Genomic DNA, 23,841 nt, shown 5'->3' with positions numbered 1-23,841 from the left:
TGAGGGGTAGATGGTCTACCTCTTCATCCTCACCCTCGCCGCTTCTCTATTGGCAACGTCTTTCATCGGCAGAGAGGTGGTGAGGGCATTGGGGCGAAAGCAGGAAGCACTCGACCGGCAGCGAGTGACGTATGGAGTCACCTTCCCGACCGACGTAGCCCCTGAGCAGGTAGTCAGCTTCATCTACGCGCTCGGAGGTGTCGCGCCACGAGGCATGCTCCAAACTGCAGTGCCGACAACAGTATTCGAGGTCGTCGCAGAAGACGGTGTGATCCGGCATAGGCTCCGGATTCCAAGTCCTGATTCCGCCTATGTGATCGCTCAACTCGTCTCGGCGGTGCCAGGGCTCGACTACCAGCCGATCGAGGTCAGTGACACGGACTGGCAACCAACGGCACTCGTGGATCTCGCAATGTCGGCTCCCGACAGGATGCTCCAGATTGCGGACACGGCCGATCTGTCGAGTCGCATCCTCTCATCAATGCAGGGCACCCGTGATGGCGAAACGATTGTCCTGCAGTGGGTCATCACGCCCACAAGTCGAAACAAGCTGCCTCAACCGGGCGCGACAAGCACCAAGTTCAATCTCGTCGACTCGTTGCTCGGCCTGAACTTCGCAACGTCGGATGAGGTCTCAACTCGTCGTTCCAAGCTGAACGAACAGAACTACCTCGTCGCCGGCCGAATCGCGGCGAGCAGTCTCGGCGGCGCCCAGGCTGCAGAGGCGCGGGTCGGCTTCGTTCTTCGCGCACTGCGGGCAGAGAGCGGCCCTCATACGTCGATCAAGGCGAAGTGGCAACGAGCAGGTTCGGCGGGGGAGCAGCTCGCGCTGGCATCGACACCAAACCAGATGCGGATGCAGATGACGGCCACCGAGCTAACCGCTGCCCTCGCCTGGCCGCTCGGCAAGGGCTACGTCGCTGGCTTGGCACGGCGGTATACGCGGCACTTCCCGGTCCCAGAGGTCGTTCCTCGTGATGGCATCGTGATTGGTCGGTCGACACTGCCCGGCAGTGAGCGGAAGGTCGCGCTGACGCCGGGCGCAATGATCATGCACGCGGCTCTGTTCGGCTCGAACGGAACAGGAAAGACGACTGTCGCTGTTGGGATGGCTGAGCAACTTATAGCCGGAGGCCACGGTCTCCTCGTGCTCGAAGCAGATGGCGACTTGATCACGCGGGTGCTCGCCCACGTGCCACCGCACCGACTGCAGGACGTGATCGTCCTCGACTATGCCGACGACACAAACTTTGTAGGCCTGAACTACCTCGACTTGGAAAGCCCTGAACACGTCGCGAGCCGTCTTGTCACGATCTTCGAGAGCATCTACGAGAACCAGTCGATCAACACTCGCGTCCTACTCGGGCACGCGCTTAGAGCGATCGGTTCAGTGCCTGGCAGCACCATCGCAGATCTCCCGACCTACCTGAACCCAACGCGGCGCGATGACGTGGTGTGGGCGAGGCACATCGATGATTCGATCACGGACGTAGAGGTTCGATCCTTCATGAAGAAATGGCGATCGGATATGGGCGGTCGTAACAGAGAAGGTCGCCTCAGGGAGTTCGAACCGGTCTACCGCCGTCTGTACGAGCTGCTGCTACCAGTGCAGAGTCGCTACATGCTCAACCAGCCGACATCAGCTTTCAACCCGCGAGATGCTCTGGAGCAGAACAAGATTGTCTTGGTCAACTTGAAGGGAGTCCCCGAGACGGTCGCCTCGGTTGTCGGATCGATGCTCGTCGGCATCTTCTGGGATTCAGCGAAGACGATCCGCCCTGCGCTCGCAAACTTCATGCTGATCGATGAGTGTCACATGTTCACCAAGATCGATGGCCTAGTGATCGATGCACTCGCAACTGCACGAAAACGCAACCTCGGCCTGGTGCTCGCGACACAGTATCCGGAGCGATTGAGCAGAGACCTTCGATACGCAATCGGCACGAACGCTCGCACTCAGCTCACCTTCACCTGTGGTCCGGAGGCCGCAGGAGTGCTTGCGAATCAGTTCGGAGACCGCAACGTCAACAAGGAGCTGCTGCAGAACCTTGAGCAGTTCAACGCTGTCGGCCGGGTTATGACCGAGCAGGGGCAGAGCCCAGTGCTCAGCTTGAAGACCATCCCCGAAGCGGATGGGTACGGACTGGGGGAGCGGGCGGTCTGGCACTCCAACGCCCGGTACGCGAAGAGCAAGGCCCAGGTCGACCAAGAGGTGCGCGCTACTCGCGGAGTGACGGAACAGCAGGACAGAGACGGTGCGCTCGGCGGGGATGAGCCAATCGAGCCTTTCGATAGCGAGGGATGACAGGATGAATGAAGTCGAGCAACTCCATCGGTTTGCCGATCAGGTTTGCACTGAGGCGACGAACGTAGAGATCCGGGCCGAGAGCATCGCCACCGAAGCGCGCGAGATTCGACATGCTGCCGAGCGGCTCCGTCAAGGTAACGCGACGTACGACGATATCGTCGCACTGCGATCGACTGCGGACGAACTTGAACACCTTCTCCGTAGTGAACTCGACAACGCGTTGGACACTGTCCGATCAATCCGCCTCTGACCAGGCATTATAGGCGTTTACATGCGAGTCCGTTTATGCATAACTAAGTGCATGGAACACAAATGTGTTCTGTCGCAACTAGATTGGAGTAGGTGAGCGCAATGGCCCTCGTTAATCGTCGCGTAAGCGATGTGTCCGGCGAAGAGCTGGACGAAGGTACGTACGTCAACATCGTCGTGAAGAACCACGATGACCTCGACGAACCGAAGCAGATCGACGTGTCCGAGGTCGAGGCGAAGTCGATCAAGACCGTGTCTGGCCTGGTGGAGTTGGAGTTTCGAGCAGCGAACGGGGATTCCCGTACGGTATTCGCGACGAAAACCGAACTCGCCAAGGTGGTCTCAGTCGACATCCTGAAGCGAGCTGACGGCACCCGAGGCCGTCGCAAGGGCTACCGCCCTGGCGAGTGATCCCAACCCAACAAGCGCCCCTCCTGTCTTCTTGAGCTGCCACGCTCGGAGGCAGGAGGGGTTTTCACGTTACTGCGCTGCGTCGATTCAATCCGGATTCCCTACGACCCGTTTGCGCCTGGTCCGTTTCCGTCTGGCGAGTTCTGAAACGCGCACAAGTACGTCCCCTCGGCCAACCGGCCGTCAGGCTTCGTGTCTGGATCGCCGTAGAAGCCAACGACCCAATCACGGTAGATTGAAGTCTTCATCTTCTCGGGGTCTGCCTTCTCGAAGAGCTTCTCCCAGCTAGTCTGCAAAATATCGATCTTATCCTCTGGGATCTCCGTAATAGTCCCACCAGAGGGGCCTAGTTCCAGTGCGGTAGGTTCTTTGAATCCGAACTTTTCCGGCTGCTTCTGACTAAGCGCAAAGATTGATCGCGGATCTTGGGAATCTCGTGGAACTCGGACCTCTAAGGAATCGTGCGCCGCCTCCTTGCAGCTCGCCCCGAACAGCACCTCCTTGCCCGCCTTCGCCTTCGTGGCGGGTGCGCCACCGTCATCGGTGCTCCTTGAGCAGCCCGAGACGAGGAGAGCTGTGGCGAGGAGGGACGCGGCGATTGCGTACGGCGTTCTCATGGGCGGAAAGTAGCACAGGGGCCGTGTCGGGTCTATCGGTTGGCTGACCAGCGGTACAAGAAATTGAAGAGCCCCAGTCGTTTGGACTGGGGCTTTGTCACGGGATCAAGCTGCGACCGGCACGACACGTACGTCGATTACACGCAACCAGCGTTCTGCAAGTGCAAGACCATCGTTGTACGCGTCCCACACATTGGAGTGGACGATCTGGTTGCCGTGCCATCCGGGCTCACCGTGCACCTTGACCTCGTACCGCCACTCACCATGCGGCCGGGTCAGGCTCTCGAGCAGCTCGGCTGGACAGCTCTGCGTTTCACCCTCGTCGTCCGGAGCGCCCACGATCAGACACTCGCCCATGATGGTGTCTACGCCTCTGAATGGGCTGTTGTGTACCCATAGCAGTAGCGATGCTCGGCGGTTCAACGGCAACCCGATGATCTTGCCTTCGTCATGGATCACCAGGCCGGCATCGGGCCGATAGATGTTCATGACGTCGAACGTCCCACCGACGCGCTTCTGCCACGCCTGGTAGTCGCCTGCACCGATGTCGAGAACTGACACCGCCTCATCCTCGTCAGCGGGGACGTGGACTGCGCGAATAGTGCTCATAGCTGTTCCTCTCGTGAAGATGTGCTCTACGCCCGGTTGGGCGCAGAGTGCTCTCCGCGAATTAGAAGGGGCTGCCGTTCCGGATGGTGTCTTCGGACAAGTAGCCGCTGACGTACTCGATAGCCTCGTCAGCTCCGTGTGCGACCACACTCTCTACCTGCTCTGTACCGAGCCCGTTGAGTGCTGCGATCCACTCGCGCTGCAGCGGTGACACAACGCCACCCTTCAAGCGCTTCATTTCAGGCATGAGCAGGTAACCGCGGCCATCGTGCGACTGGCTCGGCGCTATGAGCACGATCAGATCCGGGAAGCCCGGTCGCAAACCAGTAGCTCGGTTGATCGACTTCTGTTTGTGGCTCGTGGTGAAGGTGCTGTTTGGCACTGCAGTGACACGGACTCCACGGTCCTCCAGCCAAGCCACGAGGCGGGCTTGCTCTTCGCGCTCTAGCGGGGTCGTGTTGCTGCTCACTGAGCATCCTCAATGAGGTTAGGTACGGCATTGAGTAGATCGATCTTCTTGCGGCGGGCCGCAGGTACCTCGTCCCAGTCTTGCAAGACATCCCGTGCCGTGTAAGCGAGCGTCAGTAATCGCTGAGCTGCCACCAGTGCCCTGGCGCCAAGAGCCTTGATGTACTGGGGATCTTGCAGCTCCAGGAAAGCGCGCTCGTTGCCGAAGGAAAGCTGATCGTCATCTTCTGTTGGCGGGATGGTCAGATCGATGTGAAGGCGGTCGATCGGACTCATTCTGGCTCGCCTCGTGGCGTGATCAAGTTGAGCGCGGTGAGGCTGGCAATGGCATCGTCGCGGCTAACGTGGCCGCTGTCTACGTCCTGCATGAAATGCTCGAATAGCACGTATCGCTGCAGTTTTTGAATGCCGCGTTCGCGGCGTGGATCGTTGTGCTCTAGTGGTGCGCCCTTCTCCATGATCGAGTCCTTGTTTACATTCAATTATCGGCAGCCCATTGATCTACTGTCAGGCCTGAGGTGAGTTCATCCCTAAAAGCAGGTCGACAAGCTGTCGTGAAGGGTGGCCGAAGAGAGTCAACTTAAACGGAGAAAACGCTCTAGGCATCGCTACTCGACCACCCAGTACAGCTCACGGGACTACAAAACCATGAGCTGTACTTAATCGTCGATCTGAGGTAAGTGTGCCGGTGCCGAGGGGGCATCTCCCTCGCGGTCTGACGGGCACCTGCGCACTACCTACCTCTGTGCTAGTCGAGCAAGAAGCCTCTGGACCTTAGTTGAGTGACGTAGGCTGACGCGTACTGCTCTCCAGAAGGCTGGCGGTTGAGCGTCTTCGTATTCGAGTCGGTGCTGCGATAGAAGCGATGTAGTGTTCATGGGATCTCCGTTATTAAGTTGTTGGTTGTATTATGGTCAATTCTAACGAGATTTGCAATACTCTCAAGTCCCGTTGTAGCGACTGTTGCTAATCGTCCAAACCGCGCCGTACGATCTCGGCCTCCATCAGCTTCAGGGCGTCGATAGTATCGATCGACACCTGTGCGAGTACTTCAGCGCACCGATCGAGTTGTAGATCGTTCATCTCATCAGGTGACGGCAGTACGGCCATAAGCTCTACAAACTTTGTTCGCACCTCCCCGGCGGTCGGCTCTTCAAATTGTCCAAAGTGTGGGTTGATCTCCATTGGAATTCATCCTTGCAGTGATCTGCGGTTAGTTGATGGTTGTGGAAAAGTCGGATCAGTGCGTCGAATTGACTGGCCGGCCTTTTGGTGTTCTTGCGTTGTAGCTAGACAAGAAATTCCTGCTACTCGCTAGCGATCCGGCTAATTGACGAATCTGCTGATATGTGTCGCAGTCCGGATTGGCGTTACCGACAGAGGTAGTCTCGTCGCACAATCCGCATTGGGCGAATCGAAACAATGCGAACTATGAGATAATCGGTTTAGTAATGCGGCGACCGAGCTACGATATCGACGAACTGATCATCTGCGCAGAGGCAGGTCTATCGGCCCGTGAAATCATCGATCAACTCGGACTCCGCGTGGGGGAGCGGGCCGTACAGCGCGCCGTGCGCAAGTACGTTGGCCCGTCCCCGCCGAGACCGGATGCTGCTCGTGACCCGATGCGGCGGCGTGTGATCGCCTGGATGGAGCAGAACGGACTGGATCGGCGCTACTGCTTCGTATGCGGCCGCGTATCGGTCGCTGAGCCCTACCTTCGGCAACTCCGGCAGGATGATGACCTGGGCTCGCTGGCCTTCGTGTGCCGCCACTGCAGGCGCGCGGGCGATCTTTAGGGATTCGCCTTCTGATGCCTGTTGATCAAGTTATTGAGCTGAGCCACCTCCAGGCGACGCTCAGTCTCAGACTGCCGACCGGTGAAGCGGGGCAGCTTTACGCCTCGCTTTCGCAGCGCCGCCGCCTTCTGCTCCACCCCCCTACCGATCGACCCAAGGTTTGAGCGACCTGCTGGGCTGACTCGCTGTTAAGCCAGGTGACCACGAACTCTCGGTTATCGAATCGTTTAAACTTCGCCATCCTCCGTCCTCCTTCTTATACGGCTTATGTGACCACCTTTCGCGCTTGCCTTGCGATGGGACTCTCGGGTCATGAGCGCGAAGCCCTTCGGGGAACGTACCCGCCCGCCTTTGGCCCCGATCTTCTTGTAGTAGTCCTTGCCGTGCCGCTTGATGATCGTTGCTGCGGTCTTCGCACCGCCTTCTCTTGTGCCGCTCATCGGCCGAGTCTCTTGGCGATGCGTCGCAGTAGACCTGGCCGACTGCGACGATCAGCCTCGGTGATCGAGAGTGCTGCATCTTCGCTGTCTCGACGTCGAACCAAGCGCTCGAGGGTCGCGATACGCACGTGGTGGCTGGACACCTGAGCTTCGAGGCCTCCTATGTCGTGAGTAGCCGTCTTTGCCTGTGCCGGAGTGGGTCCGATCTGTGACCCGTGTCCAGGCTTCTTGATGGACACGGGGGGTGTCTCCGGCGTCTGAGTCGCTTTATTGTCGCGACGTCGTGCATCGCGCCATGAGACGTAGTCCTGGGAGTGGGCGATCGTGCGGATGGTCCGCAGGCTGTAGCCGAACTCCTGGACCGTCGGATCGAAGCCGTTCTTCACGATGCTCGTCCGCACTTGGTTATAGATTGCTGGTGTTATTCGTTTGGTGCCTTTACTTGGCATGGTTCCTCTGGTGCTGAGCACCGACCTAGTTGTAGATTAGATTCAGTAAAGCTGCATAGATCTCCGGATCCGTCGGCTGGCAGGGCTCGCATAGCCCGTTCTCGTCCTGGTCATAGATGACCGGTCGTAGATCCATGCATGCGATGCACGGTGGGTTATCCATGATCGACCCCCGCTGTGCTCTGTCTGAGCTTGTCGATCAAGGTACTTGCGTCCGCTGATGTATTAACCTTCATCAGTGCGTTCGCGACCCACGCGTCGTCGTAGCCGGCCTCCCCGGCGAGCTTACCGATGAGCTTCAGTTGACCCTGACTGGCCACCCGCTTAGCCGAAGCCTTTGGTGGTAGTGTGGCCCCTCTACTGGAACCCGATTTAGCGGCTCGTTGTACTTGGTTGCCAGCAACCCCATCATCGTCTTCTTCGGTTGCGATGCCCAGCACTGCTCCGAGCGTGTATCTCTTCATGTAGGTGAACAACGAGCCTTGCTCTTGCGCGTTCTTTCCAGCGATACTTATTGGTAGCTCCGAGATCAGCTTCTGGCCGCTCTTATGGGCCACGATCGTCGTGAGTATTACCTCGCCACTATTCCCGCCGGAAAGCGGCTGTAGCACGGCTAGATCGTTCTTCTTCAAAGGCTCGCGTATCGCTGCCCATATGTCCGCTAGATCCGCGTATGAGTACTCGTAGGTCGATCCGCTCTTCGTGGTCACCTGGGCGGTTCGTTTCTTTTCTACGCTCGGCACCTCAGATTGGAACGAAACGAGTGCAGCATATAGCTCAGAGTTCTCTAAAGATGACTCTGTCGTCACGTGTCTTTTCTCCGTTTAAGATTTATAACTGTGCGCCTATCTCGATGGCGCGAACTGCATGTTGCTTGTCTCCGCCCGGTAGGTTACTTCCATTATGCGCTTATGGCGCAATAAGTCAATAGCAAAAGCGCAATAATTGGAGCTATGCTGTTAGTTATCCACAGGCGCTCAACATATCTCATAGCCACGTGTGAGTCTCTGTGGATCTGACGTGGTCGTAGGCACACCCTGAATATGCTCGTGACCAGGGCATTACACGCTTGACGGCGCGGACTGCTCCGCATCACAATGTGTCTTATGAATTTGTCGCCCCGTGACGCCCAAATAATCGCCCTGGTGGGGAGGTTTGGGCAGGTCGCATCCGGGCAGATCGAGTCGATCCTGTTCCATGAGAACGCGTCCAACACGCCGTGCCAGCGTGCCTTGGTTCGACTCGTCAAAACCAACATGCTGCGACGTATGGGGGAGCGACCGATTGGGGGATGGGCACACGGCTCCGGCCAGTACGTCTACCAGCTCGACCGCAAGGGATGGAACTACCTGCGACGTGAGGGCAAGTATCAGCCGTACCGGGTCCTTGATCGACACCGCCTACAGATCACTGAGTCATACGTGCAGCTTGTGCACGCTGAACGTGAGAGGAATCTACGGCTCCAAGAGACGATCACCGAGCCAGACACGTGGTTCACGGTAGGGCAGGCAGATATCCGGCCCGACCTGTACGTGTGCTTTGACTTGCCGCGTGGGGTGAGGCGGAGGGTATGGCTAGAGATTGACATGGCGACAGAACGTCGGCAGAAGATCACCGATAAGATTGCCCGCTATCGGCACGCGCACCGCTTCTGGGGCGATGTGGACATGTTTGGCGGCCACTTCCCATATATCGTGTTTGTAGCTATAGATGAGGAACGGGCGAGCGAACTGCGCCACATCATCGGAGAGATACCCGAGAGCGCCCGCAAGCTGTTCGACGTGAGGACTACCGAAACCCTTCATGAGTTGTGGACTAACTAATGGGAGTAATGTCAGAACACTCTATGCTGAGTGTTTGGTATCCGTCTTAGTCGCAGCACGAGTTGCCCGGTCACTGGGCTGCCATCGTGTAAGCGCGTGCCGTCGAGCCTCAGCCCGTTCCTTGATCACCTCTGCAGATGAACGTGGTACGCCCTTCTGATCGATAGCGTATTTGATATTGATTAGCTTTGACGGGTTAACCGTTGGTCGTTGAGTTGGCGTGTGTTCTTTTGTCATGTGCTCCCACTATCTCATAGTGTGGAGCTCTTGTGAATATGTTCAATTGTGCTTAAATAGGACTAGACGCGACACGTTGCGCCCGCACCTTTCACACAATTGTACTCCCACCTTCGCCTATGCTCCTCGCGGACCGTAGGCAACGTAACAGCAGGTTTTCTTACCCTCCACCTGCTATGTGAGACCGTCCCATCCTTTGGTGGGGCGGTTTTGTGTATTGCAAGGGCGCGTGTGATGTGCATAAATAGGGAGTACCGTGAGTGCCCACAGTCAATGTTGCACAATACCGGGGTATAAGGATTCGAGAAAAAGTAAAGAGCCAGCTCATTGGCTGACTCTTTTCGTGCTCACAGTCACTTATGATTATAAGGCGCGATCGAACTTTATGCAAGACCTTTTATATGCAAAATGAGTTGTACGATCTCATAACAACAAAGACGTAGATGTGTGTGGAGCAAATTCCAGGCTCTGTCGGAGGCTGACAACCTGGGCGTACCTCTGCACATATCGCACGGCTAGGAGTAAAGATGTGGGAGAGCAACCCTCCATCAGGAGGGGAGGCCTACGAGGTAAAGGCGGTATGGGAAGTCCGCGCCCTGATATTGAAACTAGCGCATGTAACTGAATCGCAGCGATCTATGGTGCTCTAGGGTACGCATAGAGTCTACAGGGTAGCTTTCGTCCCCTTTATGCGCAGTTATCCATAGGGAAGCTGGCTCGACCATTCGATATGCTATTGACTTTGCTTACCATAAGCGCATACTGGAACTACTACTAAATAAACGGAGATCAATATGACAACAGTGGTTAAGTCTACAGATGTGGACAGTTCGGGAAATGTGACGACGAAGTACTTCACCGAGCGCTACTTGACGGCGGAAGAGTTTCAGCAGGAGTTCGGAAGTAGGTATGCGCTTAAGCGAGGGCAAAAGCTGATAGCGATTCGCGACTACATATCAGAGCGGGAGGCTCTGCAGTACGTCGAGATGGAGGTTAGGGAATAATATGTCGCCAAAACAGCAGAGGGCTCTGAAGTTGTACATCGAAGTCCATGGAATGAGGCTGATGCTGCAGCAGCCTCCCTACACGTACGAGCGGATCAGGTTGTTCGACAAAGCTGCGGGTCGTGAAGCGATTGTGGAGATGACTGACATCGTGGCTGAATATGAGACTGAGTTGAAGGATCGTGCGCGAGAGCGCGCCAACTCGCGTCGCCACGTAGTAAAGGCGGTGATATGAGTGGGCGAGATCGGTCCTTAGCGGACGAGTTCTATTCGGCCGCGCCTCAGTTTCGAACCAAAGCTCGTCTCGCGGAGTTGATTGAGCAGCACGTACTCGACCGGATCGATTCGTACCATGAGCCGTTTGCATATGTGTATGAGGGCTTCGCTGGATGTTCCGATGTCAACCCTGACATATGTGCCTGCGCAACTACCACCGACCCAACTTGCATGTACTGCGACAGAGAGGTGAGTGACGGTGATCAGGTTCTTAGCGCGTGGGTGGTGGATGATCCGTTCAATCGTGACCGGAACGATGGTCACTACCAGGTCGTGCACGAAGTGTGTCCACCACAGGAGGCGACTACGTAGGTGGCCGGTCGTCGTAACCGTGCCCCAGCGGAGGTCCCCGGGCACCTCGCGCACCCTGACTGGTCGGACCTGCTCACTCACGCCCTGAATGTTGAAGGCTCCCTGGGTGACACGTATCGCCGCTTCCGCCAGTACAGCACTCGGAACTGTGCGTTCCTACTCATGCAGGGTTGTCCGGTCGAGCCCGTAGCGACGTTCGCCGGGTGGAAGGCCGTCGATCGTCACGTGACGAAGGGAGCGTCGGCGTTCTACATTCAGCGTCCGATCCTCGTGAAGACTGGAGAAGTCGATCAAGAGACCGGCGAGGACAAGAAGATCCAGCGGTTCATGCCGGTCAAGAGCGTGTTCCCGGTGTCGATGACGGAGGGCGAACCACTACCAGAGATCGAGTTGCCGGAGTGGAGTAGGAGTCGCGCGCTTGCTGCTCTCGCAATCCATGAGGTGGCATTTCAGACTCAGGTAGCGAACACTCAGGGCTACAGCGCCGGTAGGGAGATCGCGATCAACCCGGCGGCGAAGTACCCGGCGAAGACCTTCTTCCACGAGCTTGGCCACATCGAGCTAGGACACACAGATTCAGACGCCCACGCCAACTACCTTCGCCATCGCGGTCCAATGGAGCTTGGGGCTGAGGCGGTCGCGCACCTCGTCACGAACGAGCTCGGGCTACTGACGCCTGAGATGGCAAGTGTGAGTCGTGCGTACATACAGACCTGGTCTGCGGGGGAGCGACCCACTGACGGAGACGTGAGAGCGATCTTCAAGGCGGCAGATTCGATCATCGAGGCCGGCCGAGTTCCAAAGGAGCAGGCATGGGCGAGTTGATCCCATTCCGCCCACGGCGGTCCAAGGAGCGTGAAGCTCCTCGCAAGTTCGATCGGCGCAAGGCATTGATGCAGTACTACCACCGAAACCGGCGGGCGTACGAGTGGATCGCGAGTGAGCTGGGCCTGGACGAGACGCATGAGCGAAAGCTGGCACGGCTCGCCATGCGAGTCTGCGATCTTGAGATCCGGTCGCTTGTCGTGGACGGGGCTGAGCGCGAGCACGTGTTGGACGAGCGACAGCGCGTACTGGAGTGGTACCAGGAGGTGCGGGATGAAGATGACCCGACGACCCCCGGTGCCTGATACGCCGCCGTGTGCGCACGAGTGGAAGCGCTACCGAGAGACGATCACGCCGTCTCGGGACGCGAAGGCGATCAAGCATGGCTATGACTATCGCCAGGGCAGGAGCTACTTCATCGTCCTCGCCTGCGGGCAGTGCAAGAGCAAGCGGCGTATCGAGATGGTTGTGGAGAGCTGGTAGTGCGAGCCCCCCCGCTTGACCGACACCATCCCCTTGTCCACATTGCTACACTCCGCCCATGAGAACGCCGTACGCAATCTCCGCGCCCCTCCTCGCCGCCGCCCTCCTCGTCTCGGGCTGCTCAAGCAGCACCGACGACGGTGGCGCGCCTGCCACGAAGGCGAAGGCGGGCAAGGAGGTGCTGTTCGGGGCGAGCTGCAAGGAGGCGGCGCACGACGCTGTGTTCGGAGCTAATAACGACATTGATCCGAGAAAACTGGTAGCACTGGGTGAACAATCACCGGAAGACGGTGGCATAAAGGAGCCTTCCGCCCTGGAAATGGGCGCGCACGGGGGCACGATCTTGAATATTCCTGCCAGCAAGATTGACGCGCTACAGACTAGCTGGGAGAAGCTCTTTGAGAAGGCAGACCCTGAAAAACTGAAGACAGATTCCTCGTATAGCAGTTGGCAGATTGGCTTCTACGGCGATCCAGACACGAAGCCTGACGGCCGGTTGGCAGAAGGGACGTACTTGTGCGCCTACTCCGACTGGACCACACGGGGAGACGGACCAGACGTAATCGCGTCGTAGGGAATCCGGCCTGCGACTGTCGCGAATGCCGTGTGGCTTAGTGACTCTGCCGTGTTCCTGCTTGTGTCTCAAAGAATCGATCTACATTGCCGATTGCCCGAACGATGATCGGCCGCACAAGTACGGTTGCAGTTTGATTTATGTCGATTCGGCTGTTTCTTTTGACTATCATCTTAATTCTAAATATAACACAATAGTGCGATTCTGTAAATAGGTACTTGACTTATTTAACCATAAGCGCATAATGGAGTCACAACTTAATAAACGGAGAACTCATAAATGAATATTGGAAGAATAGGTATCCTGGCGTTGGTGACCGCCGCACTTATCGTGACCGCATTCGCCCTTCAGGCAACGCAGGAGGACGTTGAGCCGCTTGCGGGCATGACGGACCGGATCAACGGCTATCGCGCCTCGCAGGGGCTGCCAGAGCTTGCAGTCGATCGCCGGCTGAACCAGAGCGCCCAGGCTAAGGCGGATGAGATGGCGCGAGAGGGCTACTGGGATCACAACGCGCCAGACGGCACTGAACCCTGGCACTTCTTCACCGAGGCGGGCTACGCGTATGACAAGGCGGGGGAGAACCTGTCTCGCTGCTTCGATGACGGCTTCGACGTAGTGCAAGCTTGGATCAAGAGCCCGGTGCACGAAGAGGTACTGACCGGCGACTACCGACAGGTGGGCTACAGGGTCGCCGAGGACGACGAGGGGTGCGCGCTGGTGGTGGCGCACTTCGGGCGACTCTAGCGGTGTGCCAGCAAAACCCCTCGCTTGACCGACACCATCCCCTTGTCCACATTGCTACACTCCGCCCATGAGAACGCCGTACGCAATCTCCGCGCCCCTCCTCGCCGCCGCCCTCCTCGTCTCGGGCTGCTCAAGCAGCACCGACGACGGTGGCGCGCCTGCCACGAAGGCGAAGGCGGGCAAGGAGGTGCTGTTCGGGGCGAGTTGCAAGGAGGCGGCAGCGTCTTCGTGGCAGATTGGTAGGGGCTCGAAGAGTGGCCCTCGGTTCGTCTACGAACAGAGTGTTAGTAGCCCAGACAAATATGGGATTAAAGAGCCATCGGCGTTGGAACTAGGCCCCTCTGGTGGGACTATTACGGAGATCCCAGAGGATAAGATCGATATTTTGCAGACTAGCTGGGAGAAGCTCTTCGAGAAGGCAGACCCTTCAAAGAGAGAATCCGACTCGACCTACAGTAGGTGGGTCGTCGGCTTCTACGGCGATCCAGACACAAAACCCGATGGTCGGTTGGCAGAAGGGACGTACTTGTGCGCCTACTCCGACTGGACCACACGGGGAGACGGACCAGACGTAAACGCGTCGTAGGCAGCCCGATATCGAAAGGGCGCAGGGCTAACCCGCGCACGCTACTTGCCGCCATCTAGCCATACGTCGAGGCGACGAACAGGCAGAATACGCCGAACGGAGCAAGGCTCAAGGAGAGCTGAACTAGGCGATGCTTCCGCCAGGTAATCTTGCTCATCTCCGACAGTTGCTTCGAGAGAACAGGAAGCAACGGCGTCTGTTCGAGGTGCTCGGCGATTCGTTCAGTCGTGAGGTGCTGAAGATGCCCAAAGTAGATGAAGTTGTTTTCGGCTTCTACCTCGAGCGCCCCACGTCGGAGGCGCGGTCGCACGACCATCCCTGCGCAGATGACTCCAACCACCAGCGCGAATACGCCTACCCAATACCAGGCTGAGGCCCATCCTGTGAGCCCGTTCAGTGGGCGGCCGTCCGCAGAGAGGGTGACGACACCTGCGAGAAGGGCGGACTCAATGGTGAGGGCGAAAGACGCCTTCGTATCGACCTTGCCGGTCCAGTCCGCCAAGGCGGCGTGGATCTTCCAGGCGGTGTCTATGGGGTCGGGTGCCGTCACGAGACCTTCCAATGGTACGACGTTCGGTAGTAGCTGTAGCTCTTCCCTCCGAGGTTTATCGAATAGGTCCCTTGCCACATATTCTTACCATCAGAGATCTTGCAGCTATCCGATAGTCCTGAATATGCACCTTTGCCGATTAATGTCTCGAATTTTGCGTCGTCACCGGTATTGCGAATGTCACTAAGTTTCGCGGCGAGGTTTGGTGCAGCACCAATCGAGATCATGTCATTATTGTCTCGGAACCCTGCTCGGGCTAGTAGCGTATCACCCACTGCAATTCCGCTTGACTGGCGCAACGTCCATCCGGCGTCCTGTAGTTCAGGGATTGATGCGTGAATGGCGGGCGTTAGTTTGTTTGCTACAGCCCACTTGATCATCATGGCCGATTTGACTGCGCGATCCTGTTGATCGGCCCCGGTAAATACGCCCATGACCCGATCGCCGTCGAAGCTCCTTATGTGCCCGCCATGTGAGCGGATGACCTTCGTGCTGACGTTTAGGTAGCCACGGAATACCCTTGCGGCACTCTCCTGTGAAGCGTCGGCTGCCAGCTTGGATGAGTCGTGCATATCGGTATAGAGATACGTCGCTCGAATAATCTTGCCGCCGTTGTAGGCTAGGTCCTCTGGCTTGGGGACTGATTGGTCCTCCGAGTTCTGAGATCGCGTCGTGATCGACATCGACGTGTTAATCGTCTTGTCGATCTGAGTATCGATGTCATCGAGTAGTGACAAAGCAGAACCCTTCGGCGGACGAGTGTTGACCTACTGATCGTACTCGGCACCGCTGACACGACCTGCCTCTTCACAAAACCGCCCTGGCGTGCATAAATGGTTGCATATGGCAGATACATCAGCATCAGGCGAAGAACAGGCGACGAAGAGGCTCGGATCAGGCGAGTTCGATCCGAACATAGGTGCGAAGACCCAGTTCAAGGCGGGGCAGTCCGGTAACCCCGCTGGCAGGCCCAAGGGTCGAAAGAGTCTCTCGAGCACGATCCAGGACCTGCTCAACGATGAGCGCTTCATCGAGCGCCTAAGCGGCAAGCTGCAGGACGAGGTGAAGAAGGCGGACCCTGAGTTCCAGGGCACGGCGATGAAGGCGATCGTCACGACCGCCATGATCGAGGCCTTCAACCCGAACAACCCTCATCAGGCACGGCACGCCGCGCGCGACTGGCTCGCGAAGTATGGCTATGGGACCAAGATTGACCTCGTCTCGGACGGCGAGCGCGTCGAGGTTGCCCCGCTGGTGATCAGCAAGATTAAGCCGCGAGGTCACGACAACGATGGAGCCGCTGAAGCTCAAGCAGAAGCAAGCTGAGGTCATCGAGGCGGCGAATGACCCGACGGTCGATACGATAGTACTGATCGGGGCGGTCGGCACCGGCAAGACAGATATCGCCGCTCACCTGGTGCTTTCGATCTGCCACGCCTTCGCGAAGACCCGTTGGCCAGTGTTCCGTGTGAACCAGTCCACAGCGGTGGAGACGGTTATCCCGAGCTACCTCGACATGGCGGAGCGCATGGGACTGGTCCAGGGCAAAGACTTCGCCTACACGCAGAAGCCGTACCGCATCACCTTCCCCAACGGCTCGACGATCCCGTTCCGTGAGGCTGACGCGACGAAGGACCGCGGCGGCAAGAAGATCAAGGGAATCAACGCTACCGGCAACCACCTGGATGAGGTGGACGAGTTCGAGTTCGAGATGTACCTGCAAGCGACTTCTCGTAAGGGGCGCAAGAACGAGCATGGACAGCCGTCGCTCTCGGTGATCACCGCCAACCCGAACGACGGCTGGCTCAAGGAACACATCTACGACCGGTGGAAAGATGGGACACTGCCCGCTCGTATCAGGGTGATCGAGTTCGGTATCGAGGACTCGTGGCAGTCACCGGGCGACATCGATGCGCTCATGACGAACCCCGAGTGGTGGGTCGAGCGCTTCATGCGTAACAACTGGGATTACTCGGACGAGTCGGCGTCCTTGTTCAAATCGCGCCACTTCGCATCGTCCCTGGTCGACGAACTCGACGCAGCAGCGAAGCGGTCCGCAGGCTACGACGTGGCGTGGAAGGGCGAGGACCGCTCGACCCGTAGCCTGATGTACGGACTGACCGTCGCAGACCTTGCGGTGGTGAAGGCGAAGAACGAGCGCATGGAGACGGCTGAGCAGGCCGAGTGGCTCGAAGCGGATGCGGTCGATAACGGGTACGGGATAGCTGACTTGGCGGTCGACGCTGTCGGCATCGGGGGTGGTGTCGTCGGGGATCTGGTGACTCGTCGTCTTCACCCGTTCGAGTTCATGAGCGGTAGTGCGCCTGATCCAAAGGTGATGCTGCCTGGCGTCGCGCCGGCGCCACTCCACTTCGCCGATCTTCGGTCGCAGATGGTCTACCTCTACGCTCGTGGCCTCGAGCTAGCAATCATCAAGCATTACAAAGGATGCCCGTACCTCAAAGAGCTGCAGAAGGAGGCGATGATGCACAACTTTGACGTCACAGACAAGGTGCTGAAGGTCGAGAGTAAGAAGCAGATCAAGAAGCGACTTGGAGTGAGCCCTGACATCTTTGACGCGGTAATTATGGGTCTCTACGTCGCCCTCCGTCCAGTCCAGCGCTTTGCGTACGAGTCGAAATCAGAGAACAATCGTCCGGATAAGCCGCATACGTCAGGATTGTTAAATAAGCGGTTCTAGTTTACATTGAAGATATATGGCGAAGAGTCTCTCCAAACAAAGATCAAAAGAGATCGGCAAATCCGGCACTAACATATTCGATGGCTTTATCACGGGGGAGGAATACAACCAGGACCTCGTCGGCCGGCGAGCGTATGAGATCTACGATGAGATGCGCCGCAGCAACGCGACCGTTCGTGCTGTGCTCTCCGCGATCAAGCTGCCCGTCATCTCTGCCGTTTGGGGCGTGCAGGCTGCGTCGAGCGACCCGAAGGACGAAGAGGTCGCCAAGTTCGTCGAGTACAACCTGACGAAGATCCTTAAGTGGCGCGCGTTTCTCTCGGAAGCACTGACGCACTTGGACTTCGGCTTTGCTGTGTTCGAGTGCGTCTGGGGTGTGCAGGAGGTTGACGGGATCCCTCGCGTGGTGGTCAAGAAGCTCGCGTTCAGGAAGCAGACCACGATCTCGAAGTGGGTCCAGGAGGACGGCAAGCCTGGCGTCACGCAGTGGACTCATCAGGGCGAGCGGTTCAGCATCCCCGCGGACCAACTCTTAGTCATCACGAATCAGCAGGAGGGCGACAATTACGAGGGTGTGAGCGTCCTACGTTCGGCGTACCAGCACTGGTACATCATGAAGAACCTCTACAAGATCGATGCGATCGGCCACGAGCGCCAGGCGCTGGGCGTGGTCCGGATACAGCATCCGTCTAACGCAGACGGCAAGGACATCGAGCGGGCGGAAGAGGCCGCGCGAAACCTACGTGCGAACGAGGAAGCGTTCATCCGCCAGCCCGAGGGGTGGGCGATCGAGTTCATGGATATGAAGGCGGGCACGCTCAAGGACATCGAGCCGAGCCTGAACCATCACGACCGGCAGATCAGCAAGAACGTGCTCGCTCAGTGGCTCGAGATCGGTGCACAAGGTTCGTCCGGCACTCTCGCCGCGTCAGGGGACCAGAGTCGCCTCTTCGACCTTGCGAACAAGGCCGTTGCTGACAACATCGCTGCCGAGGTGACTGAGCAGGTCGTGAAGCAGCTCGTCGACTCGAACTTCAACGTGACAGAGTACCCGACTGTTGTTGCTGAACAGGTCGGCAAGGAAGACCTGACGACTCTATCGAGTGTGGTGAAGACGTTGATCGACGCCAAGGTGCTCACGCCGAGCGATGCGGACGAGGCGTACCTGCGCAAGTTGATCCGACTACCGAAGGCGGAAGAGGGCGAAGAGCGACGCGTAGTTGATGGGACGCCCGCACCAGCACAGGCCGACGGCGAGCAGGAAGCTGACGAGGACCAGGAGATCGGTGACGCACCAGCCGATGACGTGAAGGCCAACCGCGCGATGCGGGCTCGCTTTCTCTCTGCCTCACGCACCATGAAGCGTCTGCTGGAGAAGAGCCTCTATGGACCGACAGACAAGGATTGAAGCGCTCGCAACTGTGCGCGCCGGCATACGAGCATCGGAAGAGTGGGCGCCGGGGTACAAGAGTGATCGAGCGGCCTTCCGCGCACTGGTCCAGGCTGAAGCTGACCTTCAAGGCGATGCCGAGGAGTACCTGTACTCGCTGTCTCATCGAGTCGATCGATACGTTGACTGGGCGGGATACGAGCGGCAGGTCGCGGCACAGCCGAAGGTCCAGGCTGCAACGCACGAGGACGATCTCATACCTGGCGGCAAGGACGCCGTGTGGAAGGGAGAGGCGCTCGACCTCACCAGAGCGATCATCGAGGCCATCAGTCTCATCGCGACGATCGGTGTAGACGCCGCGCTCAAGCGCTACAAGATGCCCCTTCACATCGACAGCATCCAGGACTTCGTTGCGCTAGCCGCGCAGGAGCACATCGCAGGGCTCGTAAGCGGCGTGACAGATACGACCCGCAACAAGATCCGTCTGAGCATCAAACAATCGCTCACGCGCGGCGAGACAACGTCTGAGGCCATCGAGCGGTTGCGATCGATCATCAACAACCCGGTGCGCGCCGAGATGATCGCGCAGACGGAGAGCGTCAACGCCTACGCGATCGGCCAGCACCAGTACGCGACCGAGACCGGGGCGAAACGGAAGACCTGGGAGTCACTACCGGGTGCGTGTGAGAAGCGGTGCGGTCCGATCAACGGCCAGAAGCGCAAGATCGACGAGACGTTCAGACTCGCGGACGGGACCGAAGTCCTGCTACCGGCAGGGCATGTGCGATGCCGGTGCGGCGTCTACTACGAATATTGATCCTGATACTACTTTTCGTTTATAGCAAGGTAGATTTGGTAAGCATGTGGAGATAGGTCCCTCGCTCGACCCCTGCTCAGAATGCATTGCGCGTCTGAGACGCTAATGTCTGCCGCGTGCGCGAGTTCTTCCGGGGTTATTGCCCACGGAGTGGATCGAGATGCGGCGATGATCTCGCCAAGCGAGCGTTGGCCAAAAGAATGATTTACGCCCAGGGTGCCAGGCATCGACGAACGCCCGACATTGTTCTCGGATCGCTCGGCATCGATGAATTTCTGCCAATCGCCCGATGAATTATTCCGGTTGTCGAACAGCTTGCGGTTCCTGGTGCTTCTCTCAAATGCTACCCAGTCGCGTCGCCCCTTCTCCTCGTCTGTAGCGAGTTGGGCCGCTTTTGCGCTGTCATCTTTAATGAGCGGCCAATAGGTTGAGTAGAAATACGAATTAGCGGCCTTTTTTCGGGTGATCCAGGACCTAGATCGCCTTACGACTACTAGGGCAATCGCCGTACTGACCAGCCCGAATAGTAGAACGAAGATGCGAAACCCTGGAATTATTCCCAGGCCAGTAATGTAGGCAACAGTCACAGTCAAGGGAAGGCTAATAGCTGCAATAACACCGAGTCGGCGCATGGGCTGTACGGCGGCGAAAAGTGCAGCGCCAATCAGAGTGATGTTTGAGTATTCGATGAACGACAAGACTGGCAGCGGGTGCGTGTAGAGGACGCCGTCAGGGATCAACCAGCTTAGACGCTCAAGACGGCCTGAGTCCCAGACCTCCATGAATGATATTACGGACGACATCTCCTTCGCGCTGTAAGTGATCATCGATTTGTGGGATGCTACGAGAATCGAATCGACTATCGCCGCCCCGAGGGCGAACACGATTGCCATCGTGACTACGGACCATAGTGTCGACCGAGACGTTTTGCCGTATTGCTTTATGCTTCGTTCCCCGACTGCGATCGAGAATTCGGGCCCGCAAAAGTTCATCATTGGCGCCCAAATTGACAATCTCTGGGCAACTTTGTTTTTGCGGGTTGCGAGGTACCGCTTTGCCTGAGGCTGCTCCACAAAGTCGGAGTGGAGCGTTCTAACACGTTCGAGGGGAGCAATCGCCAAGGAGGATGAGCGTTGTCTTGAGTACTGCTTTCGGTATTGCGGGCTGAAGGGCGGCGTGCCGGTCATAAGCATCGTTCCTGTGGGGTGAGGGGCTTGATCTGAAGCGCCAGAAACCGAACGGGCGACCAGCAACCGCTTGTCGCGATACCGTACGGCGTTTTCATGGCTGGAAGCTAGCACAGGGGCCGTGGCCGGTCTATCGGTTGAACGGCCGGAATCCATCAACCTGAAACTTGGGTTGCCGTTGCTGGTCAAACGACATACCGAGCCATAAGCTTCGGTTCGTGGCTGACTACAGGAACTCTGCCGGGGGCTCGCGAGTGAAACCAGTTCGATCACGTGGCTTGGCGCTCGTGGTCACGTCGCTGCTGCTCAGCGTCGCAGCGTGTAGCCCTGACACGTCGGAGGGCGACTCGCAATCTGCGGGCAACTCAACGGCGAAGCCGGGGCACCTCGTGGAGTCGGGCAGGACCGAAGTCACGGTATCGGCTGAGTCTGGCGGCAAGGTCGAGCTCAAGTCGGGTGGCGCGCCGATCACGGTGTCGTTGCCTGCGGGAGCGGCTCCGGCAGGAACCACACTTACTGCAACTCCGGTTACAGGGGCGGAGCCCTCGTCGAAGGCAGTGACCTACGTAGGCGACGGTATCGACGTGAAGCTGTCGGGGGACCGTCAGCCCGACAAGCCGGTCCAGATCACCATGGACCTGTCGGGGCAGACCAGCCTTGCCGCGAAGCTCGATGAAGGGCTCGTGCCTGTTGTGCTGTCGGACCCTGGCACGGAGAACGCGCAGGTCTATGACGCGAAGTGGGATCCGACGAAGAAGACGATCAGCGCTGAGGTCGACCACTTCTCGGTCAAGCTCTTCGGCTTCATTGAGCTACCGAAAGAGGTGACCGACTTCGCGGCCGGCTTCGCAGGCTTGAAGCGTCCTGACGAGCCCGCGAACTGTCAGACCACAGTCAATGACTCGACAGGACCGGTGAAGATCGAGGTCAGTGACAACCAGACCCTGTGGCCGTGCCTTGAGGTGAACGGCGGGAAGGTCACTGCCTCGCTGACGAATCGCACCGCGCAGTTCTTCTCGGTCACGCTGGACCCGAAGGATACGAAGTTCACGTCGATACGAGGTCCCTCAACTCCGGGGGCTGCTGCAGACGGGATACACGGCGGAAGTCCGTTGCTTCACCCGTTCTCTGGTGCTCGACTTGAGCTGCCCGACAAGTTCACGACCGCAGAGGCGAAGCTCAGCACTGCGGGCGTCTACTCGATCCTGCAGCAGGCGTGGGGACTGAGTCTCGGCATTATGGGGGACAAGGGAAATAGCGCTATAAAGACTTCGGCGGCCTTGTTGTCGCTCTCTGATTGCATCCAGAGCACGCTTGGCGTTAGAGGCGACAACATCGATGCTGCTTTGCTCGGGGAGATCACCCGGGTCGCGCAAGGCTGCCTCCCGGATACAGGCAAGGAAAAGAAGGCTGCTGAGGTTTCTAAGTCGGTTGAAGGCCCATCGTTGGATAAATTCCTGAAGCCACTCGGTTGGGCGCAGCAATTCACCGGCTTTGCTGGCCAGTTCCTCGAGAACATCAAGCGACTCGGTGACGGCAACAACAACACGACCGTGACGATCACCCGCGCAGCGCCGATCTCGTCTATAGCAGTGCCTTCGACGACGCCGAATACCAATCTCAAGTTGGTGCAGCAAGCCGGGCGAGGTGGCGCACCTCGACTGTTTTCTAGTACGCACGTTGGCCGCAATCACTTCAAGATCACGCCGGACGACGATTACAAGAAACAGGTGGCAGACGACGGTCTCGAAGCCAGGATCATGGTCCAGTGGGAGCTGGAGAACTGGAAGCGCGGCGACAAGTGTTCCGCGATAGTCACAATGACAGGCCCGAAGGGATACGCGGAGACGAAGACTCGCGAGAGCGGCCGCTGCGAGAACGACTGGTCCGACGGTGTGTCAACGCACGTACTGACGGCATACGGTACGTACAACTACACGATAGAGGTCACACATATCCCGACCGGGACGAAGTATGTGCAGACTGACAAGATCCTCGTAGAGCGGGCGCCCGAGAAGTAGGCGGGCAGGATCTGACTACCAGCGAGATGTGCTAGCAGAAAGGCTGTCATGGAGAGCTTTGGCGAAGAGTTAAACAGGGAATTTGAGGCGGAGGACGCTGCGCGGAGCATCGTCAGTTCCACTCTGAAGAGGTACGGGGACCAGGTTGCGCGCGAAGTCTCGGGGTCATTGAAAGAAGCCGCAGAGTTTCTCGGATCAAGAGTGCCGCTCCAATGCTCTGTAATGAGCGGAAAGCTATTCGTACGGGTTGACGGCGACGGGCCCCACCAATTCAGTGGTAGGTCGCGCAGATTTACCTCGGTGACGTTTGGTGTTCCGGCGGAAACTGAGCTTGTTGATTCGGGTTGGAAAATCGATGGCTTCCTGCTAGGGGTGTCTGGCAATCTCTACAACCTCACGCGCAGGAACAACGATGACCAGAACGTGCAGCTCGAGGGCGTGTTGAACTTCGACCAAAACCGTTGGCTCGATGCAGGGGCCCCGGAGTTGAAAAACAATGAGACAGGAATCTTTGCGAAGCGGCGACGGGACAAAGAGATTCAGAGTTTAGTGTCAGGTCTTCGTCATGACGTAGAGCTGCTTCAGCGCGCAGGGGCGATTCCGGGCACCGATATGTATTTCGATCCTCAGCGACTAGTTCACCTCCCTCAGCAGGTTTACCGTCGTGTCGGGACCGCCTGGGATAAGCTTGGCGGCAAGGGCCGCTGGTCTGATGAATTGCGCTTAGATTCTGTCGATCGGTCCTGGTTCGCGGCGAGCGATACCGGGACGGCTCTAATTCGAGCCTATAACATTAACGTCGAGGGTAATGACGTTTACGTTCTATCTGACTGGCTCAAGGAGCAAATCCGTCAGTGTTTACGGGGTTACGAGATGCAGGGTGGATTCGGGCGGCGTTCTCTATTCTAGAAGGCTGTCGCTTTACGTTGATTGCTATTGACAAAAGTCATTTACTTCC

26 protein-coding genes are annotated in these 23,841 nt (G+C 57.9%); 15 read left to right on the top strand and 11 right to left on the bottom strand.

The genetic code is table 11. The features are described from left to right. Positions 1-10: 10 nt before the first annotated feature. The 3 genes from HF999_RS10980 (at position 11) to HF999_RS10970 (ending at position 2,968) form a co-directional block, all read left to right on the top strand. Positions 11-2,305, top strand: coding sequence for a type IV secretory system conjugative DNA transfer family protein (locus tag HF999_RS10980; RefSeq protein WP_168545918.1), 2,295 nt, complete (start codon positions 11-13; stop codon positions 2,303-2,305). A 4-nt stretch (positions 2,306-2,309) separates the two neighbouring features. Beyond that, the gene (locus HF999_RS10975) at positions 2,310-2,558 is read left to right on the top strand and encodes a hypothetical protein (RefSeq protein WP_168545917.1); all 249 of its coding nucleotides are present in this window, start codon (positions 2,310-2,312) and stop codon (positions 2,556-2,558) included. Between the two features lie 92 nt (positions 2,559-2,650). Continuing rightward, complete coding sequence (locus HF999_RS10970) at positions 2,651-2,968, top strand: hypothetical protein (protein WP_168545916.1); 318 nt, start codon at positions 2,651-2,653, stop codon at positions 2,966-2,968. Between the two features lie 101 nt (positions 2,969-3,069). Here the strand turns inward: HF999_RS10970 and HF999_RS10965 are convergent, their stop codons facing one another. From HF999_RS10965 to HF999_RS10935, 7 genes are all read right to left on the bottom strand, one after another. Beyond that, complete coding sequence (locus HF999_RS10965; RefSeq protein ID WP_168545915.1) at positions 3,070-3,585, bottom strand: hypothetical protein; 516 nt, start codon at positions 3,583-3,585, stop codon at positions 3,070-3,072. A gap of 105 nt (positions 3,586-3,690) precedes the next feature. Next, a complete protein-coding gene (locus tag HF999_RS10960) occupies positions 3,691-4,194 on the bottom strand; it encodes a DUF3846 domain-containing protein (RefSeq protein WP_246207620.1) in 504 nt (167 codons plus the stop codon). Positions 4,195-4,255: 61 nt separating this feature from the next. Continuing rightward, the gene (locus HF999_RS22535; RefSeq protein ID WP_168545913.1) at positions 4,256-4,663 is read right to left on the bottom strand and encodes a VRR-NUC domain-containing protein; all 408 of its coding nucleotides are present in this window, start codon (positions 4,661-4,663) and stop codon (positions 4,256-4,258) included. Next, a complete protein-coding gene (locus HF999_RS10950) occupies positions 4,660-4,938 on the bottom strand; it encodes a hypothetical protein (RefSeq protein ID WP_168545912.1) in 279 nt (92 codons plus the stop codon). Before HF999_RS10950 ends, HF999_RS22535 begins: the two co-directional genes overlap by 4 nt. Beyond that, positions 4,935-5,120: a hypothetical protein gene (locus tag HF999_RS10945; protein WP_168545911.1), complete on the bottom strand. Its 186-nt coding sequence runs from the start codon at positions 5,118-5,120 to the stop codon at positions 4,935-4,937. The genes HF999_RS10950 and HF999_RS10945 overlap by 4 nt, the downstream gene beginning before the upstream one ends. 508 nt (positions 5,121-5,628) lie before the next feature. Continuing rightward, complete coding sequence (locus tag HF999_RS10940; protein ID WP_168545910.1) at positions 5,629-5,847, bottom strand: hypothetical protein; 219 nt, start codon at positions 5,845-5,847, stop codon at positions 5,629-5,631. A 1,658-nt stretch (positions 5,848-7,505) separates the two neighbouring features. After that, positions 7,506-8,159, bottom strand: coding sequence for an ERF family protein (locus HF999_RS10935; protein WP_168545909.1), 654 nt, complete (start codon positions 8,157-8,159; stop codon positions 7,506-7,508). Positions 8,160-8,456: 297 nt separating this feature from the next. Here HF999_RS10935 and HF999_RS10930 point away from each other — a divergent pair, with 297 nt between their 5' ends. After that, complete coding sequence (locus tag HF999_RS10930; RefSeq protein ID WP_168545908.1) at positions 8,457-9,173, top strand: replication-relaxation family protein; 717 nt, start codon at positions 8,457-8,459, stop codon at positions 9,171-9,173. A gap of 1,493 nt (positions 9,174-10,666) precedes the next feature. Here the strand turns inward: HF999_RS10930 and HF999_RS10925 are convergent. Then, entirely contained in the window at positions 10,667-11,083 is a 417-nt protein-coding gene (locus tag HF999_RS10925; RefSeq protein ID WP_168545907.1) for a hypothetical protein, read from the bottom strand. A 144-nt stretch (positions 11,084-11,227) separates the two neighbouring features. Between HF999_RS10925 and HF999_RS10920 the strand changes: the two genes are divergently transcribed. From HF999_RS10920 to HF999_RS10900, 5 genes are all read left to right on the top strand, one after another. Next, positions 11,228-11,827 (top strand): zincin-like metallopeptidase domain-containing protein, encoded by a 600-nt coding sequence (locus tag HF999_RS10920; RefSeq protein ID WP_168545906.1) that lies wholly within the window; start codon positions 11,228-11,230, stop codon positions 11,825-11,827. Next, complete coding sequence (locus tag HF999_RS10915; protein ID WP_168545905.1) at positions 11,815-12,132, top strand: hypothetical protein; 318 nt, start codon at positions 11,815-11,817, stop codon at positions 12,130-12,132. Before HF999_RS10920 ends, HF999_RS10915 begins: the two co-directional genes overlap by 13 nt. Positions 12,133-12,368: 236 nt before the next feature. Further along, a complete protein-coding gene (locus HF999_RS10910) occupies positions 12,369-12,884 on the top strand; it encodes a hypothetical protein (protein ID WP_168545904.1) in 516 nt (171 codons plus the stop codon). A gap of 312 nt (positions 12,885-13,196) precedes the next feature. Further along, a complete protein-coding gene (locus HF999_RS10905) occupies positions 13,197-13,631 on the top strand; it encodes a CAP domain-containing protein (protein WP_168545903.1) in 435 nt (144 codons plus the stop codon). Positions 13,632-13,698: 67 nt separating this feature from the next. Next, entirely contained in the window at positions 13,699-14,217 is a 519-nt protein-coding gene (locus HF999_RS10900) for a hypothetical protein (RefSeq protein ID WP_168545902.1), read from the top strand. Between the two features lie 55 nt (positions 14,218-14,272). On the opposite strand, the gene HF999_RS10895 is transcribed toward HF999_RS10900, so the two are convergent. Both HF999_RS10895 and HF999_RS10890 read right to left on the bottom strand, forming a co-directional pair. Then, a complete protein-coding gene (locus HF999_RS10895; RefSeq protein ID WP_312854098.1) occupies positions 14,273-14,767 on the bottom strand; it encodes a Pycsar system effector family protein in 495 nt (164 codons plus the stop codon). Continuing rightward, a complete protein-coding gene (locus HF999_RS10890; protein WP_168545901.1) occupies positions 14,764-15,504 on the bottom strand; it encodes an adenylate/guanylate cyclase domain-containing protein in 741 nt (246 codons plus the stop codon). Before HF999_RS10890 ends, HF999_RS10895 begins: the two co-directional genes overlap by 4 nt. A 106-nt stretch (positions 15,505-15,610) precedes the next feature. On the opposite strand from HF999_RS10890, the gene HF999_RS10885 reads away from it, so the two are divergent. From HF999_RS10885 to HF999_RS10870, 4 genes are read left to right on the top strand one after another with little or no spacing between them, the layout of a single operon-like run. Continuing rightward, entirely contained in the window at positions 15,611-16,093 is a 483-nt protein-coding gene (locus HF999_RS10885; protein WP_168545900.1) for a DUF5681 domain-containing protein, read from the top strand. Further along, a complete protein-coding gene (locus HF999_RS10880) occupies positions 16,059-17,468 on the top strand; it encodes a P-loop NTPase family protein (protein WP_168545899.1) in 1,410 nt (469 codons plus the stop codon). Before HF999_RS10885 ends, HF999_RS10880 begins: the two co-directional genes overlap by 35 nt. 16 nt (positions 17,469-17,484) lie before the next feature. Next, positions 17,485-18,876: a phage portal protein family protein gene (locus tag HF999_RS10875; protein ID WP_168545898.1), complete on the top strand. Its 1,392-nt coding sequence runs from the start codon at positions 17,485-17,487 to the stop codon at positions 18,874-18,876. Beyond that, positions 18,854-19,675: a phage minor head protein gene (locus HF999_RS10870; protein WP_168545897.1), complete on the top strand. Its 822-nt coding sequence runs from the start codon at positions 18,854-18,856 to the stop codon at positions 19,673-19,675. The genes HF999_RS10875 and HF999_RS10870 overlap by 23 nt, the downstream gene beginning before the upstream one ends. 8 nt (positions 19,676-19,683) lie before the next feature. On the opposite strand, the gene HF999_RS10865 is transcribed toward HF999_RS10870, so the two are convergent. Further along, positions 19,684-20,568: a hypothetical protein gene (locus tag HF999_RS10865; protein ID WP_168545896.1), complete on the bottom strand. Its 885-nt coding sequence runs from the start codon at positions 20,566-20,568 to the stop codon at positions 19,684-19,686. Positions 20,569-21,140: 572 nt separating this feature from the next. Here HF999_RS10865 and HF999_RS10860 point away from each other — a divergent pair. Both HF999_RS10860 and HF999_RS10855 read left to right on the top strand, forming a co-directional pair. Beyond that, positions 21,141-22,883 (top strand): hypothetical protein, encoded by a 1,743-nt coding sequence (locus tag HF999_RS10860; RefSeq protein ID WP_168545895.1) that lies wholly within the window; start codon positions 21,141-21,143, stop codon positions 22,881-22,883. Between the two features lie 300 nt (positions 22,884-23,183). Further along, positions 23,184-23,792, top strand: a complete 609-nt coding sequence (locus HF999_RS10855; RefSeq protein WP_168545894.1) for a hypothetical protein — start codon at positions 23,184-23,186, stop codon at positions 23,790-23,792. The last annotated feature ends 49 nt before the right edge of the window (positions 23,793-23,841 follow it).

The sequence above is a fragment of the Tsukamurella spumae genome (genome assembly GCF_012396015.1).
In the GTDB taxonomy this organism is placed as follows: domain Bacteria; phylum Actinomycetota; class Actinomycetes; order Mycobacteriales; family Mycobacteriaceae; genus Tsukamurella; species Tsukamurella spumae.
This window is presented reverse-complemented; position numbering and strand designations above follow the sequence as displayed.